Source organism: Acinetobacter proteolyticus (genome assembly GCF_000367945.1).
Taxonomy (GTDB): Bacteria; Pseudomonadota; Gammaproteobacteria; order Pseudomonadales; family Moraxellaceae; genus Acinetobacter; species Acinetobacter proteolyticus.
In genome coordinates this window covers 1,402,400-1,421,246 of sequence record NZ_KB849179.1, presented here as the reverse complement: position 1 = coordinate 1,421,246, position 18,847 = coordinate 1,402,400, and the positions used below count along the sequence as shown (strand labels likewise).

Annotated in this window: 17 protein-coding genes; 9 read left to right on the top strand and 8 right to left on the bottom strand. The window is 43.0% G+C overall.

Features of this window, described 5'->3' with window-relative positions; all coding sequences use genetic code 11:
• Positions 1-188: 188 nt before the first annotated feature.
• The 5 genes from F993_RS10110 to F993_RS10125 form a co-directional block, all read right to left on the bottom strand.
• Entirely contained in the window at positions 189-1,367 is a 1,179-nt protein-coding gene (locus F993_RS10110; protein ID WP_004654223.1) for an OmpA family protein, read from the bottom strand.
• A 139-nt stretch (positions 1,368-1,506) separates the two neighbouring features.
• Positions 1,507-1,752, bottom strand: coding sequence for a zinc ribbon domain-containing protein (locus F993_RS20095; protein ID WP_081401985.1), 246 nt, complete (start codon positions 1,750-1,752; stop codon positions 1,507-1,509).
• Between the two features lie 228 nt (positions 1,753-1,980).
• Positions 1,981-2,541: a dihydrofolate reductase family protein gene (locus F993_RS10115; RefSeq protein ID WP_004654220.1), complete on the bottom strand. Its 561-nt coding sequence runs from the start codon at positions 2,539-2,541 to the stop codon at positions 1,981-1,983.
• A gap of 100 nt (positions 2,542-2,641) precedes the next feature.
• A complete protein-coding gene (puuE, locus tag F993_RS10120; RefSeq protein WP_004654218.1) occupies positions 2,642-3,592 on the bottom strand; it encodes an allantoinase PuuE in 951 nt (316 codons plus the stop codon).
• 128 nt (positions 3,593-3,720) lie between these two features.
• Positions 3,721-4,653, bottom strand: a complete 933-nt coding sequence (locus tag F993_RS10125) for a LysR family transcriptional regulator (protein WP_004654217.1) — start codon at positions 4,651-4,653, stop codon at positions 3,721-3,723.
• 164 nt (positions 4,654-4,817) lie between these two features.
• Here F993_RS10125 and F993_RS10130 point away from each other — a divergent pair, with 164 nt between their 5' ends.
• The 9 genes from F993_RS10130 (at position 4,818) to F993_RS10170 (ending at position 15,883) form a co-directional block, all read left to right on the top strand.
• The gene (locus F993_RS10130) at positions 4,818-5,873 is read left to right on the top strand and encodes an aromatic ring-hydroxylating oxygenase subunit alpha (RefSeq protein WP_004654215.1); all 1,056 of its coding nucleotides are present in this window, start codon (positions 4,818-4,820) and stop codon (positions 5,871-5,873) included.
• A 148-nt stretch (positions 5,874-6,021) separates the two neighbouring features.
• Positions 6,022-6,774, top strand: a complete 753-nt coding sequence (hutC, locus tag F993_RS10135; protein WP_004654214.1) for a histidine utilization repressor — start codon at positions 6,022-6,024, stop codon at positions 6,772-6,774.
• A complete protein-coding gene (locus F993_RS10140; RefSeq protein ID WP_004654211.1) occupies positions 6,771-7,352 on the top strand; it encodes a HutD/Ves family protein in 582 nt (193 codons plus the stop codon). Before hutC ends, F993_RS10140 begins: the two co-directional genes overlap by 4 nt.
• Before the next feature lie 238 nt (positions 7,353-7,590).
• Entirely contained in the window at positions 7,591-9,267 is a 1,677-nt protein-coding gene (gene hutU, locus F993_RS10145) for a urocanate hydratase (RefSeq protein WP_004654208.1), read from the top strand.
• 84 nt (positions 9,268-9,351) lie between these two features.
• Positions 9,352-10,890 (top strand): histidine ammonia-lyase, encoded by a 1,539-nt coding sequence (hutH, locus tag F993_RS10150; RefSeq protein WP_004654206.1) that lies wholly within the window; start codon positions 9,352-9,354, stop codon positions 10,888-10,890.
• Between the two features lie 64 nt (positions 10,891-10,954).
• Complete coding sequence (locus tag F993_RS10155) at positions 10,955-12,367, top strand: amino acid permease (protein WP_004654204.1); 1,413 nt, start codon at positions 10,955-10,957, stop codon at positions 12,365-12,367.
• 51 nt (positions 12,368-12,418) lie between these two features.
• The gene (hutI, locus tag F993_RS10160) at positions 12,419-13,624 is read left to right on the top strand and encodes an imidazolonepropionase (RefSeq protein WP_004654202.1); all 1,206 of its coding nucleotides are present in this window, start codon (positions 12,419-12,421) and stop codon (positions 13,622-13,624) included.
• A gap of 34 nt (positions 13,625-13,658) precedes the next feature.
• Positions 13,659-14,579, top strand: coding sequence for a formimidoylglutamase (gene hutG, locus F993_RS10165; RefSeq protein ID WP_004654199.1), 921 nt, complete (start codon positions 13,659-13,661; stop codon positions 14,577-14,579).
• Positions 14,580-14,611: 32 nt separating this feature from the next.
• The gene (locus F993_RS10170) at positions 14,612-15,883 is read left to right on the top strand and encodes a Glu/Leu/Phe/Val family dehydrogenase (protein WP_004654197.1); all 1,272 of its coding nucleotides are present in this window, start codon (positions 14,612-14,614) and stop codon (positions 15,881-15,883) included.
• A 64-nt stretch (positions 15,884-15,947) separates the two neighbouring features.
• On the opposite strand, the gene F993_RS10175 is transcribed toward F993_RS10170, so the two are convergent.
• From F993_RS10175 to F993_RS10185, 3 genes are read right to left on the bottom strand one after another with little or no spacing between them, the layout of a single operon-like run.
• Positions 15,948-16,775 (bottom strand): SDR family oxidoreductase, encoded by an 828-nt coding sequence (locus tag F993_RS10175; RefSeq protein ID WP_004654195.1) that lies wholly within the window; start codon positions 16,773-16,775, stop codon positions 15,948-15,950.
• Between the two features lie 36 nt (positions 16,776-16,811).
• Complete coding sequence (locus F993_RS10180) at positions 16,812-17,528, bottom strand: enoyl-CoA hydratase/isomerase family protein (RefSeq protein ID WP_004654193.1); 717 nt, start codon at positions 17,526-17,528, stop codon at positions 16,812-16,814.
• Positions 17,529-17,545: 17 nt separating this feature from the next.
• Positions 17,546-18,790 carry an oxygenase MpaB family protein gene (locus F993_RS10185; protein ID WP_004654192.1) on the bottom strand — a complete coding sequence of 415 codons (1,245 nt, stop codon included), beginning with the start codon at positions 18,788-18,790 and terminating at the stop codon, positions 17,546-17,548.
• Between the last annotated feature and the right edge of the window lie 57 nt (positions 18,791-18,847).

Here is an 18,847-nt window from a genome sequence, read left to right as displayed (position 1 = left end):
CTTTAAGTATTCATTCAACTAAGTCCAGCGAGTAATAAAAAAACATCGGCATATCATCAGTTGCCAGATTGGAATCTATATAGACAAGATACAAGGTTTTATCGTTCATCAAATGCGTATTGCAATACTGAGCTATTGCAATACGCTTACGAGTATAAAACGTGACCATCGTTGACCCGCTCGCATCATCAAGTGCGCACGAAGATTTCCACGCGCCTGTTCAACTGTCGGCCAGCAGGGTTGTCTTGGCCGCTGACCTCGTTGGGCGCTACTGGCTGCGACTCTCCGTAACCACGCGTGCTGGCATCAGCTGCGGCACCACGCTGGCGCAAGGCCATGCCTACGGATTTAGCACGGCGCTCGGACAAATCCAGATTGTAGGCATCACTGCCCTTGGCATCGGTATGCCCGCGAATTTCTATTGCCTTGGCTGGTACTTTCTGCAAGGCCATGGCCAAGCTGTTCAGCACCTTCGCTGCGTCAGGACGGATATCTGACTTGTCGAAATCGAACAACACCTGATCATTGAGAGTGATGATGAACCCGCATGGCGCGCCTGATGGAGCGAATTTTTTTAACGGCGGAAACTTGCCAGCTGGAGCGACCTTGGGAATTGGTGCCATTTTCACTTGACGTGCTGGTGTGCCAATGCTGCCATTGCCTTTACCGTCGTTGCTTACCAACCCATGCGGACCGTTCCATGTACCGCTGCCGTCAGCGTTGATGGTGACGATGCCTTGCGGACCATTCCAACTGCCTGAACCATCACCTTGGTTGCGAATCACCCCGTGGTCGCCGTTCCAGGTGCCACCGCCTTTGCCGTCCAGCACGATGATGCCGTACTTGCCGTTATACGTGCCCGAACCATCGGCCTCGACTGAGATGATTCCATCGTCAGCGCCACCGTCGCCATTGCCGTTGATTGTGCCACTGCCATCTGCGTTGACGACGATGACACCGCCTTGGTAGTTGGCGGTACCACTGCCGTCTGCGTCGATATGGAAGATACCTTCATTCCCGTTGCGCGACAGATTGCCTTGAGCATCCATACTGGTGATGCCTGCATCGTTGAGTAATGCGCCGTCGGTTGCACAGTGAGCGGGCTTAACGCTAATACCAGCAACTGGATCAATGATGTCTTGCATTGATGCTTCCAGTGCTCGCTGGGCCGGGCCAATGCCGATGATCTCTGGCACAACGATTTGCGGGATCATCGGGAAGTCGACATCCCCGGCGGACTTGGCTGTGACTTTGGCTGTTTTTGCAGTCGCATCATTGGTCTTTTCCTCGTTACCCGAGGGTGACTTCGTGCAGGAGCAAGCGAGCAATGCCATTCCCAGCACCATGAACCTGTTCATTGAAAACATGTCTAATTACTCTACTTATATGTTGACCGAGTTTTGTTTTAATTAAGTCGCTTTAAATCCTTCAAATGCCTATGTTGCTTAATAAAAATCACGTGTACAACTCCACAACAAGATGATGTAGTTGTTTCATTAAGATCAATTATTTACTCTTGAGCGAAAAATAGACAAAGACAAGCACCGCTAGTCCGAACAGAAGTCGCGCGATCCAGGGTGTGACCAGCCAAGCACCGAGTGCCATGATGGCGCGGCTCAAGACATGCGGTGATTGTAATGCCCCTGACTCGGGCGTGTGACGTTGGGTCTGCAGCGGATAACCGCAATGCGGGCAGGAGTTGGCTTGGGTCGAAACCTTGCTGCTGCATTCGGGGCATGAAATAAGCGCCATAAGTGTTCTTCCTTTTAAGTTATTTTCCCTTTGGGCATTAAGAAATGTCGTATTAAAGGCATCTCCTCGATTCGCAATCAGGTCATAAAATTGTATCAGTTCAACGATTAGAAAATTCTTCCGAATCATCCATTTTATTTGACAGAATGGGTTATTTAGATTGAATTGAGGGATTTTTTTAATTGTTTTACCAGTATTTACAAGCTAGATAAGGCATTCAACATTTTGCTAATTTTGTTTACGATCAACGCTATAATGTAATTCAATCATACCTTCACCCATGTGATGAACGGAGATCAATTTAAGCGTTGGTGCAAATACGCTTCGAGGAAATAGTGCTTTTCCTTTCCCAAGGGTGACTGAACCAATTTGTATAATGAGTTCATCAAGTAAATTGGCATCATAGAACTGACCTGCCAATTCGCCACCACCTACAATCCAAATATTCTTATCCCCAATGATGGATTGTATTTCAGCATAAACAGGAGTGATGTCTCCTTGTACAAAATGGATATTTGCACCTTTAACCAAGGGCAGTTCACGGCTGGAAAATACCCAAGTTGGTTGGGTATAAGGCCAAGGAGAACCTGTTTCAGCAGCAACTTGCTCTGCGTTATTCAATATCCATTCATAAGTTGCCGATCCCATCACTAAAGCACCAACATTTGCAATAAAGGTTGGATAACTTGAGTTATATAGTTCGCCTAATGCAAATAACCATTCTAAAGAATCGTCTTCGGTCGCAATAAATCCATCTAGCGTACTCGCTGCAAAATATTGTACTTTCATCCTGATCATCTCCTTATTCTAAAGGAGTAGCTTAAAGCTTATTTTTTTTGGATAAATTGTTTAAATCGGATATACGACACATTATGACGCTTTAATAAACCTAAGCTTGATAAGGATGATGTGTATACCAATGCTCAGCAATCTGCTGACGGGTGCAAATCCAGACCCGATCATGATTTTGCACATAATCTAGGAAACGTTGTAATGCCTTAAAGCGGGCAGGACGTCCTAAAATTCGACAATGCATACCAATGGAAAGCATCTTAGGTGAGGTTGCTCCCTCTGCATAGAGGACATCAAAAGCATCTTTTAAATATTCAAAAAAATCCTCACTACGATTAAACCCAGTCGGCGAAGCAAACTTCATATCATTGGTATCGAGTGTATAGGGAATAATTAAATGTGGACGGCTTGCACCCGCTGCATTACTGAGTGTTGTCCAAAAAGGTAAGTCATCACCGTAATAATCACTGTCATATTGCACCTGATCATATTCCGCTAATAATTGACGGGTATTGGGGCTATCACGGCCTGTATACCAACCCGTTGGCATTTCACCAAATAAATCTTTGAGGATATGCATGGCTTCCGCCATATGCTGTTTCTCAGTTTCAATATCTATATTTTGATAATGAATCCAGCGTAAGCCATGTGATACCACATCATAATGGTGCTGTTTGATCGCTGCGACCACCAATGGATTCCGTTGCAAAGCCATGGCAACGGCAAAAATGGTCATCGGCAATTGACGTTTGGCAAATTCCTGCTGAATCCGCCAAAAACCGACCCGTGAGCCATATTCATAAATCGAGTCCATTGAAAGGTGCCGTGCAGGATAACTTTCTACACCACTGATTTCAGACAAAAACTGTTCCGAGCCTTCATCGCCATGCAGAATATGTTTTTCACCCCCTTCTTCATAATTCAATACAAACTGCACCGCGATTTTTGCTTGATTGGGCCACTGTGCATGGGGGGGGTGATCAGCATAACCGACCATATCTCGTGGATAATCTGCTGTTAAATCAATGTCTGTATTGGGCCAAACCATAGCAACGCCTGAATCGTGAAAAAGGTGAATCTTCACATCAACTTACCCGATTAAATCTTTGGGTGTCAAACACTATATTTATTTAAATCAATGGTTTGAGTGTTTTATTTTGGTGCAAAAATACAATTTTATTGATGAATATTCATTAGCATGCGCGATTTTAGTGCCTCCATCTCGATAATGATTTGATTCATCATGATTTGCGCAATCCGAGAAAGTTGTCGTTTTGGTGCAACACAAAGTGCAACCGTAATCGGATGTAGGCCATGATCATTGATCGCTCTAAATTCAAATTCACCATTTTCAATATAAGGGGCAGCATCCAGATAACTCATAATGCTGATGCCTAAGTTTTGTCTGAGTAATGAAATCATCATATGGATATCATTGCACTCGATGGTATGGCGTGGATGAAAGTCCTGCTTTTTATATAAGGCCGTAACATGGTCATGAATGACCAAAGGCTCGGCGGGAATAATATGATTGAATTCCAGTGTATCGGAGAAGTAGATTTTTTCTTTATGGGCTAAAGGATGCTGTTTGGGAATAACGAAACCTAAAGGCATTTCAATAAAGGCGCTGATCTGTAATTGGTGCTGATGTTTGGGATTCAGAATCAAGCCAAAGTCGAGTTCAGCATTGATCACCAGATCAGCGATACGATCACTGTCCAAGACACGAACCTTAAAATTAATCCATGGATATTGCTGAACAATAGATTGCATCACGGCACTGACAAAGCTTTCACTGAGTGCTGCAATCATCCCAAAATCAATTGAACCGCGTTGTATGCCTTGGATTTCATTTAGACGTTTTTGGGTGATTTGAAACTCTTTTTGCCAGCTGCGTAGATCAGCATAGAGTAATTCACCAGCCAAAGTCAGCTTGAGTCCACTGGGCAAACGTTCAAATAAAGCAACACCGAGTTCTTCTTCTGCCAAAACAATCTGCCGATGTACCGCGGAGACAGAAATAAACAGTTGATCGGCTGCTTTTCTTAAACTGCCTGTTTTGGCAACGGCAATAAAATAATCGGCAAAACGTGAAAATGGCAAGGCCATTGCAAACTCACTTGAGATAAAGCAGGTTTTAATACAAAAGCAATTTTAGTGCCTAGGCTGTTCTAATTTTTAGAATGATGCATATAAATCATTCTAATAGACGAGAATATTGATCTATTCCACACTGCTCATGAAGAGAAAAATCTTAAAAATGAGCACAGGATATGAACGCAATTCCATTCATCAATCTTCCAAATAAGCCATGTCATAGCCAATTTGATGATCAGGACTGGCAGATTCTTGCACAACATTGGTATCCCGTTGCACGTATCGAAGAAGTGAGCAGTAAACCGCAGCAAGTCACCTTATTGGATATGAATTTGGCTTTGTATAAGACCGAAACAGGGCAGATTCATTTGGCTCGGGATATTTGCCCACATCGTGGTGTACCTTTGAGTAAAGGTTGGGTTGAGGGAGACACTTTGATTTGTCCTTATCATGGACTTCATTTTAATGAAGATGGCAAATGCTCTAAAATCCCAGCGCAACCTGATTTAACTAAAATCTCAGAGCGCTTTTCTCTGACCAAGTTTCCTGTGGTTTTAAAATATGGATTGGTCTGGACTAGCATTTTGGGCAGAGATGAAAGTTTGGCGAATTTTCCTGTATTAGACACATGGGAGAGCGAGACACATCAAGCCATTTTGCCACCTTCTGTGGATATTGCAGGTTCAAGCGGCCGTCAACTGGAAGGCTTTATTGATGTGGCACACTTTGCTTGGGTGCATCATCAGGCCTTTGCTGATCGAGACAATCCTGTGGTACCTAAATATTCGACTGAACGTACCGATTATGGCTTACATACAAACTACACCAGTAATGTCAGCAACTACCCGCATGGGATGCAGCACCTAGCACCCGATGATTTTGTGTGGGAACGAATCTTTGATGTTTATCCGCCATTTTCAGCCGTACTGACCATTCATTTTCCAAATGACGGGGTACTCAAGATTTTAAATGCCTGTTGTCCCATCTCACATAATAAGACCCGTTTGTTTGTACCGTTAACTCGTAATTTCGATACCACCGGCGATTTACAGGCGGTCTATGATTTTAATGCGCAAATTTTTGCCGAAGATCAAGAGATGGTAGAGGCGCAAAAGCCAGAAGAATTACCTCTAGATATTAGTATGGAAGCACATTTTGAAGCCGATCGTTCTTCGACCATGTATCGCCGTATCTTGGCTGAATGGGGGTTAAGCAAACGCTATACGGTTTAGCTTGAATAAATTTGGGATATTTAAGAGATTAAAACGGAGTTGTTTATCTTCTATTAAGCCTAAATTGTTTATTTGTATAGGCTTGTATATACAATTGTGCTTAATTCAATATACAATGACTTATAGTATTTAGTATGAGTTTTAGCCAATGTCAAGAGCGACAAAGCAAAACGATTTAGATTTGTCCTTAGAAGAAGATAGTCCTGTTCCTTTGTATTTGCGTGTGAAACAAATGATTTCGCAAAAAATCTATGAAGGAACATGGACCGTCAATAAAAAAATTCCTTCAGAAAGTGAATTGGTCAATTTACTGGGCTGCAGTCGCATGACCGTGAATCGTGCCTTGCGCGAACTCACCAGTGAAGGTTTATTGGTGCGTATCCAAGGTGTTGGTTCTTTCGTTGCAGAAGGGCAAGGACGTACCGCTTTATTTCATGTCAATAATATTGCCGAAGAAATCATTGCCCGAAATCACAAACATCATGCCGAAGTCTTGGTGCTGGAACAGATTCAGGCCAATGCTGAACAAAGTATGCTGATGCAGATTCGAGAAGGGCAAAAGTTATTTCACTCAATCATCGTGCATTATGAAAATGATGTACCTGTTCAGATTGAAGATCGACTGGTCGATCCGATGTTGATTCCAGATTACTTGGCACAAGATTTTAAAAGCATTACACCGAATGCTTATTTAATGTCGAAAGCACCTGTGACTGAAGGTGAACATGTGGTGACAGCAATTCTTGCGTCAGCACAAGAATGCAAATGGCTGAAAATTAACAAGACTGAGCCTTGTTTGTTGATTCGTCGCCGTACCTGGTCGAATAAACAGCTGATTTCCAGTGCGCGTCTGATTTATCCAGGCAGTCGTTATTATCTGGAAGGTAAGTTTACCCAATGATTCAACACTTAGACACAGCTGAATATAAACAGATGCTGTGGAAGAATGGTGCAGGTTATACCATTGAGCTTGCCCGAAGTGACGGTGACAGTCTGGATGCCTTTGATTGGCGTATTTCGATGGCAGATGTCAAAACTTCGGGTGATTTTTCCAAGTTTAATGGCATGCAGCGTATCCTCACGGTATTGGAAGGTGTTGGCATCGTATTGAATATTGACGGTGATTCAGAGCATTTGAAAACCTTAGAATCTGCCCAATTCAGTGGGGATAGCACAACCAGTTGTGAACTCAGTGATGGGCCGATTCGGGATTTTAATCTGATTTATCATCCTGAAAAATGGCGTTCCCACTATCAATGGCTGTTTGATTCAGTAAGCACTGAGATGTTCAGTTCAGCCGATCTGATTTTTATTTTTAATCAGAGTCCAGAACCATTAGAAATTGAAGTGGATCGGCAGGTTTTTTGTTTAGCACACCAGCAAAGTCTTAAAATAGAGCAGCAAAAAGCATTGAAAAAACTGGTTTTAAAATCAGAGCATTTAAAACAAACTTGTCTGATCGAACTCACAAAAATCTAATTTTTCCACTTTTTCTTAAAACACATATGACTTTAGGTTGTATGTGTTTTTTATTGCCGATCAAAAAATAAATCTATTTATTTCATTAACTTGTAATTTATTTTCATAAAAGAATTGAAAAGCATCTTTTCAATATAAAAGTTTTGTGTAGTATATGGATGTATATACAAGTTAATACATTGCTATACAGTAAAGCAGGTTAATTTGCTGATTCAAACTCAATGGAAGGAGTCCGATTGTGACAACAACGACAACAAAATTTCGTGATGTAGAAATTCGCGCACCACGTGGTACAAAGCTCAATGCAAAAAGCTGGTTAACAGAAGCGCCTTTACGCATGCTGATGAACAATCTTGACCCTGATGTTGCAGAGAATCCAAAAGAGCTTGTTGTTTACGGTGGTATTGGTCGTGCTGCACGTAACTGGGAATGCTTTGATAAGATCGTTGAAACGTTAAAGAATTTAGAAACTGATGAAACCCTGTTGGTTCAATCTGGTAAGCCAGTGGGTGTGTTCAAAACCCATAAAGATGCACCGCGTGTTTTGATTGCAAACTCGAATCTTGTTCCACATTGGGGAACTTGGGAGCATTTCAATGAATTGGATGCCAAAGGTTTGGCAATGTATGGTCAGATGACTGCTGGTTCTTGGATTTATATTGGTAGCCAAGGCATTGTACAAGGCACTTATGAAACCTTTGTAGAAGCAGGTCGTCAACACTATAACGGCGATTTGACAGGTCGTTGGGTCTTAACTGCTGGCTTAGGTGGTATGGGCGGTGCACAACCTTTAGCTGCAACACTGGCAGGTGCATGCTCACTCAATATCGAATGCCAACAAACTAGTATCGCTTTCCGTTTACGTACCCGTTATGTCGATGAGCAAGCCACTGATTTAGATGATGCTTTGGCACGTATTGAAAAATATACCAAAGAAGGTAAGGCGGTTTCGATTGCACTACATGGCAATGCAGCAGAAATCTTACCTGAATTAGTTCGTCGTGGTGTACATCCAGATATGGTGACTGACCAAACCAGCGCACATGACCCATTAAATGGTTATTTGCCAATTGGCTGGACATGGGAAGAGTATCGTCAGCGCGCTAAAACTGAACCAGAAGTTGTGGTGAAAGCGGCTAAACAATCGATGGCACAGCATGTTCAAGCGATGTTGGATTTCCAAAAAATGGGTGTTCCAACCTTTGACTACGGCAACAACATCCGTCAAATGGCACAAGATGAAGGCGTAGCAAATGCCTTCGATTTCCCTGGCTTTGTTCCAGCTTATATCCGTCCATTGTTCTGTCGTGGTGTTGGTCCATTCCGTTGGGCGGCACTTTCAGGTGATCCAGAAGATATCTATAAGACAGATGCCAAAGTAAAAGAACTCATTCCAGATGATGAGCATTTACATCGTTGGTTAGATATGGCGCGTGAACGTATCAGCTTCCAAGGTTTACCAGCACGTATTTGCTGGGTGGGCTTAGGCTTACGTGCAAAATTGGGCTTGGCATTTAATGAAATGGTGCGTAGTGGTGAACTTTCAGCACCCATCGTGATTGGTCGTGACCATCTGGATTCAGGTTCAGTGTCTAGTCCAAACCGTGAAACCGAATCAATGAAAGATGGTTCAGATGCCGTATCTGACTGGCCGTTATTAAATGCCTTGCTCAACACTGCGGGCGGTGCGACTTGGGTGTCATTACATCACGGCGGTGGTGTAGGTATGGGCTTCTCGCAACACTCAGGTGTGGTGATCGTGTGTGATGGTACAGATGAGGCAGCAGCACGTATTGCACGTGTATTGACCAATGACCCTGCAACAGGTGTGATGCGTCATGCCGATGCGGGCTATGACATTGCAATTGATTGTGCTAAAGAGCAAGGCTTGAACTTGCCGATGATCACACAATAAACAGACAAGGACATTACGATGCTTTTTGCAATTGTGTAAGCAGCATCGTAAGCGAACAATAGAGTGCAAAACAGGACGCCAATAATGGAACTTCTAATTCAACCCGGCAAACTTAGCTTAGCAGATCTGCGCCACGCTTATTTAAATCCAATCAAAGTGAAACTCGATGACAGCGCTTCTGCTGGGATCAATGCGAGTGTTGCTTGTGTCGAACAAATCGTCAATGAAGGCCGTACTGCTTACGGGATCAATACGGGTTTTGGTTTACTTGCATCAACTAAAATTGCACCAGAAGACTTAGAGCAATTACAGCGTTCTTTGGTGCTATCACACGCTGCTGGCGTGGGTGAGCCGCTTGATGATGCGATGGTGCGTCTGATTATGCTGCTGAAAGCAAATAGTTTGGCACGTGGCTTTTCAGGTATTCGCCGTAAAGTGATCGATGCGATTTTGGCGTTGATCAATGCAGAAGTTTATCCGCATATTCCATTAAAAGGTTCTGTTGGTGCTTCAGGTGACTTGGCACCATTAGCACATATGTCTTTGGTGTTATTGGGCGAAAGCAAAGCACGCTATAAAGGTGAATGGTTGCCAGCGGTTGAAGCACTTAAAATCGCGGGTCTAGAGCCAATTTCTTTAGCTGCGAAAGAAGGTTTAGCACTTTTAAACGGGACACAAGTTTCTACAGCATACGCATTACGTGGTTTGTTTGAAGCAGAAGATTTATTTGCTGCTGCAACCGTATGTGGTGGTTTAAGTGTTGAAGCCATGTTGGGTTCTCGTGCACCATTCGATGCACGTATTCATGAAGTCCGTGGTCAACGTGGTCAAATTGATGTTGCTGCTGCATATCGTGACTTACTGACTGAATCGAGTGAAATTGCTCATTCTCATGAGGACTGTAGCAAGGTACAAGATCCATACTCACTTCGCTGCCAACCTCAGGTGATGGGTGCTTGCTTGACTCAAATTCGTCAAGCGGCAGAAGTATTAGCAATTGAATCAAATGCCGTGTCGGATAACCCATTGGTCTTTGCTGCTGAAGGTGATGTGATTTCAGGTGGTAACTTCCACGCTGAACCTGTAGCAATGGCTGCGGACAACCTTGCATTGGCAATTGCAGAAATTGGTTCACTGTCAGAACGCCGTATTTCGATGATGATGGACCGTCATATGTCACAATTGCCGCCATTCTTGGTTGCCAATGGTGGGGTCAACTCAGGCTTCATGATTGCTCAAGTAACAGCCGCTGCGTTAGCAAGTGACAATAAAGCACTTGCACATCCTGCCAGTGTTGATAGTTTACCGACCTCTGCAAATCAGGAAGACCATGTTTCTATGGCGCCGAATGCGGGCAAACGTTTGTGGTATATGGCTGACAACGTTCGCGGCATTCTTGCAGTTGAGTGGTTAGGGGCATGTCAGGGTCTTGATTTCCGTGAAGGTTTGAAGAGTTCTCCAAAACTTGAGCGTGCGCGTAAAGTGCTGCGTGACCAAGTGCCTTATTACAGTGAAGATCGTTTCTTTGCGCCAGATATTGAGCAAGCGAGTGAATTGCTTGCAAGTGGCTGCTTGAACGAATTACTCATTCCACAGCTATTACCGAGTTTGTCTGAAGTGTGATCAATAAATCGGTCACATGGAGTGGCCGAATCTAACTAAATTTCCTCAAGGATTGGAGATTATAATGTCACAACACTCCACATTACAGCGGGGGTTAAACACCCGCCATATTCGTTTTTTGGCATTGGGTTCAGCCATTGGGACAGGACTCTTTTACGGTTCGGCAACAGCCATCAAAATGGCAGGTCCGTCTGTATTAATCGCATATATCGTTGCAGGGATTGCAATTTATATCGTGATGCGCGCACTGGGTGAGATGGCTGTACATAATCCAGTATCGGGTTCATTCAGTCACTATGCCTCACAATATATTGGTCCGCTCGCAGGTTTTACCACAGGATGGACCTACGTTTTTGAAATGATCATTGTGGCTTTGGCCGATGTCACTGCCTTCGGGATTTATATGGGGTTCTGGTACCCCGATGTGCCACGCTGGATCTGGATTCTGTCGCTAATCATGTTCCTCGGGGCAATTAACCTGATTCATGTCAAAGTCTTTGGTGAACTGGAATTCTGGCTTTCAATTGTCAAAGTGACTGCGATTGTTGCGATGATTGTCGGTGGTTTAGGTTTAATGTTCTATGGTTTCCATGCGGATCATAGTGGTTTTACCACAGGCATTCAAAACTTGTGGATTCACGATGGTTTTATGCCAAATGGTATTGCTGGTTTAGTTGCCTGTTTATCGGTGGTGGTATTCGCGTTTGGTGGGATTGAAATTATCGGGATTACCGCAGGTGAGTCGCAAGACCCGAAAACCTCGATTCCTAAAGCGATTAATGCGGTGCCAGTACGTATTCTGTTGTTCTATGTAATGACGATTTTTGTATTGATGTCGATTTTCCCATGGAATCAAATTGGTAGCCAAGGCAGTCCATTTGTACAGATCTTTGAAAATCTTGGGATTGGATCTGCGGCGACTGTTCTCAATATCGTAGTGATTACTGCGGCGATCTCTGCGATTAATAGTGATGTATTTGGTGCTGGGCGTATGCTGTATGGTATGTCGAACCGTGGCCAAGCACCAAAAGTATTCCAAAAAATCTCCAAAAATGGCGTGCCTTGGATGACGGTTGTGGTGATGGCAGGGGTGTTATTGATCGGTGTGTTACTGAACTATCTGATTCCTGAAAATGTATTCATTATTATTGCTTCAATTGCGACCTTTGCCACGGTTTGGGTTTGGCTCATGATTTTACTTGCTCAAGTTGCGATGCGTCGTAAGTTGTCTAAAGCAGAAATCAAAGCCCTCGATTTCCCAGTGATTGGCTGGCCGTATGCACCTGCATTTGCAATTGCATTCATGTTGTTTATCTTGGCGATGATGGGCTATTTCCCAGACTCACGACCTGCAATTTATGTTGGCGCAACCTGGTTAGTTTTACTTTGGATTGCTTATACCATTTGGGTGAAGCCCAAGCAAAACACGGTAAAAGAAAATCAAAGCATGCAACAAAACATCGAAATGGAAAGTTAAATATCAAGCTGCTCAGGTGTCATCCCGCCTGAGCAGTGAGAGGAACTGTGAATGAAAAAGCTTTGGAAAAACTGTCATATCGCCACTATGCAAAATGGGCAATATTCCAGTATTGAACATGCTGCAATGGTCACTTCAGGGCAGCATATCCACTGGATTGGAACATTTGATGATCTTCCTGCCGATGCTTATTCCGAAACCATTGATTTGAATGGCGCATGGGTCACACCGGGTTTGATTGATTGTCATACCCATAGCGTGTTTGGTGGCAACCGTAGTGTTGAGTTTGAAAAACGCCTACAAGGTGTCAGCTATGCTGAAATTGCAGCCAGCGGTGGCGGGATTGCCAGTACAGTTCGTGCCACGCGTGAAGCCAGTGAAGAACAATTACTCGCATCGGCGTTAAAACGAATTCGTTGTCTGCTCAAAGACGGTGTCACCACCATTGAGATTAAATCAGGTTACGGTCTGGATTATGCCAATGAACGAAAAATGCTGCGTGTGATTCGTCAAATTGCAGATACCTTGCCAATGACGGTTCGTAGTACTTGCTTGGCAGCGCATGCTTTGCCGCCTGAGTACAAAGATCAAAGTGATGCTTATATCGAGCATATCTGCAATGAGATGCTGCCTAAACTCCATCAAGAAGGTTTAGTTGATGCAGTGGATGCCTTTTGTGAATATTTGGCATTTTCACCAGCTCAAGTCGAACGTCTATTTAAAACAGCGCAGTCTTTAAATCTACCGATCAAGTTACACGCCGAGCAATTGTCTGCATTGGGCGGATCGAGTTTGGCGGCACGTTATCAAGCCTTATCGGCAGATCATTTGGAATTTATGACTGAGGATGATGTTAAGGCGATGGCTGCTGCTGGAACGGTGGCGGTGTTATTGCCAGGTGCATTCTATTTCTTGAGGGAAACCAAATATCCGCCTTTAGACAGTTTGCATCAACATGGGGTACGCATTGCACTATCCAGTGATTTAAATCCAGGCACATCACCAGCCTTATCTTTACGCTTAATGATGAATATGGGCAGTACTTTATTCCGTCTAACACCTGAACAGACTTTGGCGGGTGTGACGACGCATGCGGCACATGCATTGGGTTTACAAGAGACTCACGGCACTTTAGAGACAGGTAAAGTTGCAGACTTTATTGCGTGGGAGATTGAGCATCCATCCGAAATCGTTTACTGGTTGGGTGGCGACTTACCAAAGCGGATTATTCAGCATGGCAATGAAATCTTAATCTAACAGCGAAGCTCATTTTTAAAGGACGCTAGACATAATGAATCATTCATTTATATGGCAGGGACGTAAAGATGGTGAGGGTGCTGGACACTTAAGGATTCACCAAGTCGTCAATACCACGCCAAGAGCTGATTATGCCCTGATTGGCTTTAGCTCGGATGAAGGGGTTAAGCGCAATAAAGGGCGGTTGGGTGCAGCAGATGCGCCTGACAGTATTCGTGCGCAATTGGCCAATTTACCTGTGCATCAACCTGTCACGATTGCAGATATTGGTACCGTGGTCTGTGACGGTTCAAAACTGGAACAAGCACAGGCTGAATTGGCTGAACAGGTTGAAAGAAGCCTCAAACAGGGCATGAAACCGATTGTGTTAGGCGGTGGTCATGAAGTGGCTTTTGGCAGCTTCTCTGGTCTGTTTCAATATCTGCAAAATCATGAGCCGAATAAGAAGATTGGTATCATCAATTTTGATGCACATTTTGACCTGCGTGAAGCTGAACAGGTGACCTCAGGAACACCTTTTTTAAATGCAGCCAAACTGTCCGAACAGCATCAGCAAGAATTTCATTATTTGTGCATTGGCGTAGCGAAACATTCAAATACCAAGGTTTTATTTGAAACCGCAGATCGGCTGAATTGTGCTTATATTTACGATTATGAGTTGCAGCAACAAAATGTTGAAACTTTAATCGAAAAGTTGACAGCTTTTACCGGAAAAGTTGACTATTTGTATATTACAGTTGATCTTGATGTATTTAGTGCTAGCATTGCGCCAGGTGTAAGCGCACCTGCGGTTAAAGGGATTGATTTATCCGTCTTTGACCCATTACTAGAGGCCATTAAGGAAACCGGAAAGATTAAAGTTTTTGATGTGGCGGAATGTAATCCACGGTTTGATTTGGATAGTAGAACTGCCAAATTAGCCGCTTATATAATTTTTAACTACATATTTGATTGATGGATCATGTGAATTCATCAAAAGGTTAAAACATGTCTAATTTATCTTATGTCTCTCAAAATGACGGTCCATGGGCAACTTATCTTGAACAGATCGAGCGTGTTGCTCCATATCTAGATGGTTTAGAAGACTATGTGGACACATTGAAGCGCCCAAAACGTGCTTTGATTGTCGACGTGCCAATTGTTATGGACGATGGCACAATTCGTCATTTTGAAGGTTATCGTGTACAACACAACTTGTCACGTGGTCCGGGTAAAGGCGGTATTCGCTATCACCCAGATGTAGATTTAAATGAAGTAATGGCACTTTCAGCATGGATGACAATTAAAACTGCGGTGGTGAATCTACCATTTGGCGGTGCAAAAGGTGGCATCCGTGTTGACCCGCGTCAACTTTCACCACGTGAATTAGAACGTTTAACACGTCGTTATACCAGTGAAATCAGCCATATTATTGGCCCACAAAAAGATATCCCTGCTCCAGACGTGGGTACTAATCCAAACGTCATGGGTTGGATCATGGATACCTATTCTTCTGGTCAAGGTCATACAGTGACTGGTGTGGTAACGGGTAAACCGGTACACCTCGGTGGTTCTCTTGGTCGTATTAAAGCAACAGGCCGTGGCGTATTTATCACAGGTCAACAAGTAGCTGAAAAAATCAAATTACCTTTAGACGGTGCGAAAATCGCGGTTCAAGGTTTTGGTAACGTAGGTAGCGAAGCTGCATATTTGTTTGCAGATTCAAAATCGATCATCGTGACGATTCAAGATCACACAGGTACGATTTTCAACCCTGAAGGTATCGATCTTGCTGCATTAAAAACGCACATGGAAACTCACCAAGGTGTGGGCGGCTTTGCTGGTGCACAAGTGATCAGTGATGAAGAGTTCTGGAATGTAGAGATGGATATTTTGATCCCTGCTGCATTGGAAAGCCAAATCACAGTTGAACGTGCTCAAAAATTAACTGCGAAGTTAGTGCTTGAAGGTGCGAACGGCCCAACATTCCCTGAAGCGGATGATGTTTTGGTTCAACGTGGTATTACAGTTGTGCCTGACGTAATCTGTAATGCTGGTGGTGTAACCGTATCTTACTTTGAATGGGTTCAAGATATGTCGAGCTACTTCTGGTCTGAAGAAGAAATTAACGAAAGACTAGACAAGTTGATGATTCAAGCCATTAACGATGTATGGCATAAATCAAGTGAGAAAGAATGTACTCTACGTACTGCAGCCTTCATTTTAGGTTGTGAGCGTATCTTAAAAGCACGTAAAGAGCGTGGTATTTTCCCAGGCTAATTTTTAGCAGTGCTTTTGAAACGACCTTAAGACGGATGTTTTAAGGTCGTTTTTTATTGTTGAATTAATCAAGAAAGAAATCTTTCTGTAATTTGGTATTGCCACTGACACAGGCATACTGAGTGAAATCAGTGATTCCAATACGGGCCAACGCTTGTTCATCAGTTAAGCTTTGTCCCGTCAGTTCACCTTTTGCCGTACTGTAAATTGCAAATGCCGCATCTGCCATGATCTCTGGTTTTCGGCTGAGTTGTTGCGTATTTTCCTCACCTAGATTTTTCGAAACCGCTGCTGTTGCAATATAAGTTTCAGGCCATAGGGTATTACATGAAATACCATAGTGATGGAACTCTTCTGCCATACCCAAAGTCAGAATCGTCATACCATACTTAGATAAGGCATAAGGCGAGAGCATACCTAACCATTTCGGTGACATATTCACAGGTGGGGATAAGCTCAGAATATGTGGATGTGGGGCCTGCTTTAAAAATGGGAGCGCTGCTTGGGCACAAATAAAGGTTGCACGGTGGTTAATGGTTTGGATCAGATCATATTGTTTTAATGAGGTGGCTTCGACACCAGTGAGCGCAATCGCACCCGCATTATTTATTAATACATCAATACCACCAAAGTTTTTGGCTGCTTGTTGCATGGCAGTATTTATCTGCTGTTCATCACGCACATCTAAAAGTAAGGGTAGTGCTCTGCCGCCAGCAGCTTCAATCTCTTCGGCGACGCTATAAATCGTGCCTGTTAATTTGGCTGTTTCCACTTCAGTTTTTGCTGCAATGACAACATTGGCGCCAGCTTGTGCTGCTTTCAGTGCAATGGCTCGGCCAATTCCTCGACTGCCGCCAGTAATAAAAATGGTTTTTCCTTGCATATTACTCATGTCGATGTCCTATATGTAATTTTTATCAATGCTGCGTTAAATCATAAAAGGATGTGTAAATTTTTCTGGATTGTAGAGTTGCCGCTGTTTGGCAATCTCAACAATGCGATGGCGTAACTGACGTTTGATCACGGCATAGGTTTGGCGATGCTTTTGTGACATTTCTTCTGCAAACTTAAAGACTTCCGCATTTAATGATTCTGCAGGATGAATCTGATGAACCACATGCGCATCTAAGCACTCGATCCCAGTCATGGACTTGCCTGTTAAGGACATCTCCCAAATCGCATGCTGATTGGGAAGGAGTTGCACAATTTCTGCAATACAGTCGGTAAAGGGAATGGTCAGTTTGACTTCGGGAAAGCAAAAACGTCCTTTATCTGCGCGCATCAAGCGGAAGTCACATGCCGATGCCAAAATTGCACCGCCTGCATAAGCATTGCCATTAATCTCAGCAATCACTGGTAAGTTGAGTAAGGCCAAACGCAGTAGCATATTTTCCAGTTGCAAGGTAAAAGCTTTTTTATCTTGCATGGATTGTTGCATTAACCAAGCGAGGTCTAAGCCATTGCAAAACGTTTTGGGATGGTCGCTTTGAATGATCAGACAGGCATTGTGTGGATGACTTTCAATTTCATCAAAGATCTCGATATATTCATTTAGCACATCTTGATTTAAGACATTTTCCTGATCGCCATTGGTTAAGGTGAGAACATAAATAGACTGTTGCTTATCGAGTTTCATGGTGGTCATTTGTTTCTCCTTAACATTTAACTACGCTCATAACTAAGATCTGCATGTGTATTTTTAATAATTTGCTGCATGAGAGTTTGACGTTGCAGACTTTTTATTTTTCCAAGTCGATTAATACCTTGAGGTATCAGACGTGCAAATGAAGTTGTGACCAAATTTGTTGCAAAAGTTCCACCGATTAGAGTCAAACCTGTAACTGATTTTTTGGGGAAACTTAAAGACGTGGCAATTTCACTGCCAAGCATTAGGTGGGCAAGGGTACTAATATAATTCTGTGTTAATTTACGTTTCCAACGTGCAGTTATTTTTGTTTGATCATATGGAAGAATTTCATCAAGTGATTTCCATAATGCTCCACCTAACATGGCCGATGTTTCATCTGGAATAAAAACCTGATGGAGTTCCATCCATGTAAGGCGCCAAATATCTTGTTCACATGTTGGAATAAGTGAAGGATGTACACCAACTACATGGGCAATTAAACGCCATAAATGAAAGATATCTTCACGCTCTTGTTTGCTATAGATTGTCCCTAAAATATTCCCGCCTAAAGTTGCTAAAAGTGCAAAAGGTAAAATCGTAGCTGTATAAATTACTTGGTGGATTGGCTGATCCCATTTTTGATAATCCCAATCTTTTTGAGCATTCATCGCCTTACGCATATGGGCATGAACCATTCTTATACGTATACAGGCTTTATATCCCTCGCCAAAACGGCTATTCATGCCATTGGGTGCAGTGACCTCATTGAACCAATTGAAAGTTTCAACGGCCCGTTTTCCTGCCTTCTTATATAAATCACCTGATCTGAGTAATACATGGTTTGCAACAGGAGCAACATAGCTAACTGCCAGTCCTGGAATAAAAATTGCCAAAGCTTCTTCACCAATAAGTTGATATTTTTGCGTAGCATTATTTAATCGGGTTTGATCGACCCAGTAGGGCATATCATCGACTATTGCAAAAAAATCAATAAATTCTTGAGGAGGGTTTTCTAGGGTTTCAATTCCATATTCCAGAGCCTGACTAAACATTTGTCTTGACGGCGCGCCAATCCGATGCATACAAATAACTAAACGATCAGCAACAGGATCACCAATTTGTTTAAATTTTTGGAAAGATGCAATTTGTTCTTCAGTTGCATTCAAATGTTTGTTTGCAAATAACTTCGCTGCAATATTAAAAGGAAATTGCTGCATTGATTTAGGAGATTGAACAAAAACAGTGGAATTTGATGACATATTCACATTCAAATTAAACATTAATGATGTCAGCAATTATTCCCAATAAAACACTCGCACAATAGGTGGGACTATGCC

Coding starts and splice junctions, on each gene's coding strand:
- F993_RS10110 (WP_004654223.1), bottom strand. CDS start 1,367: ATGTTTTCAATGAACAGGTTCATGGTGCTGGGAATGGCATTGCTCGCT.
- F993_RS20095 (WP_081401985.1), bottom strand. CDS start 1,752: ATGGCGCTTATTTCATGCCCCGAATGCAGCAGCAAGGTTTCGACCCAA.
- F993_RS10115 (WP_004654220.1), bottom strand. CDS start 2,541: ATGAAAGTACAATATTTTGCAGCGAGTACGCTAGATGGATTTATTGCG.
- puuE (WP_004654218.1), bottom strand. CDS start 3,592: ATGGTTTGGCCCAATACAGACATTGATTTAACAGCAGATTATCCACGA.
- F993_RS10125 (WP_004654217.1), bottom strand. CDS start 4,653: ATGGCCTTGCCATTTTCACGTTTTGCCGATTATTTTATTGCCGTTGCC.
- F993_RS10130 (WP_004654215.1), top strand. CDS start 4,818: ATGAACGCAATTCCATTCATCAATCTTCCAAATAAGCCATGTCATAGC.
- hutC (WP_004654214.1), top strand. CDS start 6,022: ATGTCAAGAGCGACAAAGCAAAACGATTTAGATTTGTCCTTAGAAGAA.
- F993_RS10140 (WP_004654211.1), top strand. CDS start 6,771: ATGATTCAACACTTAGACACAGCTGAATATAAACAGATGCTGTGGAAG.
- hutH (WP_004654206.1), top strand. CDS start 9,352: ATGGAACTTCTAATTCAACCCGGCAAACTTAGCTTAGCAGATCTGCGC.
- F993_RS10155 (WP_004654204.1), top strand. CDS start 10,955: ATGTCACAACACTCCACATTACAGCGGGGGTTAAACACCCGCCATATT.
- hutI (WP_004654202.1), top strand. CDS start 12,419: ATGAAAAAGCTTTGGAAAAACTGTCATATCGCCACTATGCAAAATGGG.
- hutG (WP_004654199.1), top strand. CDS start 13,659: ATGAATCATTCATTTATATGGCAGGGACGTAAAGATGGTGAGGGTGCT.
- F993_RS10170 (WP_004654197.1), top strand. CDS start 14,612: ATGTCTAATTTATCTTATGTCTCTCAAAATGACGGTCCATGGGCAACT.
- F993_RS10175 (WP_004654195.1), bottom strand. CDS start 16,775: ATGAGTAATATGCAAGGAAAAACCATTTTTATTACTGGCGGCAGTCGA.
- F993_RS10180 (WP_004654193.1), bottom strand. CDS start 17,528: ATGACCACCATGAAACTCGATAAGCAACAGTCTATTTATGTTCTCACC.
- F993_RS10185 (WP_004654192.1), bottom strand. CDS start 18,790: ATGTTTAATTTGAATGTGAATATGTCATCAAATTCCACTGTTTTTGTT.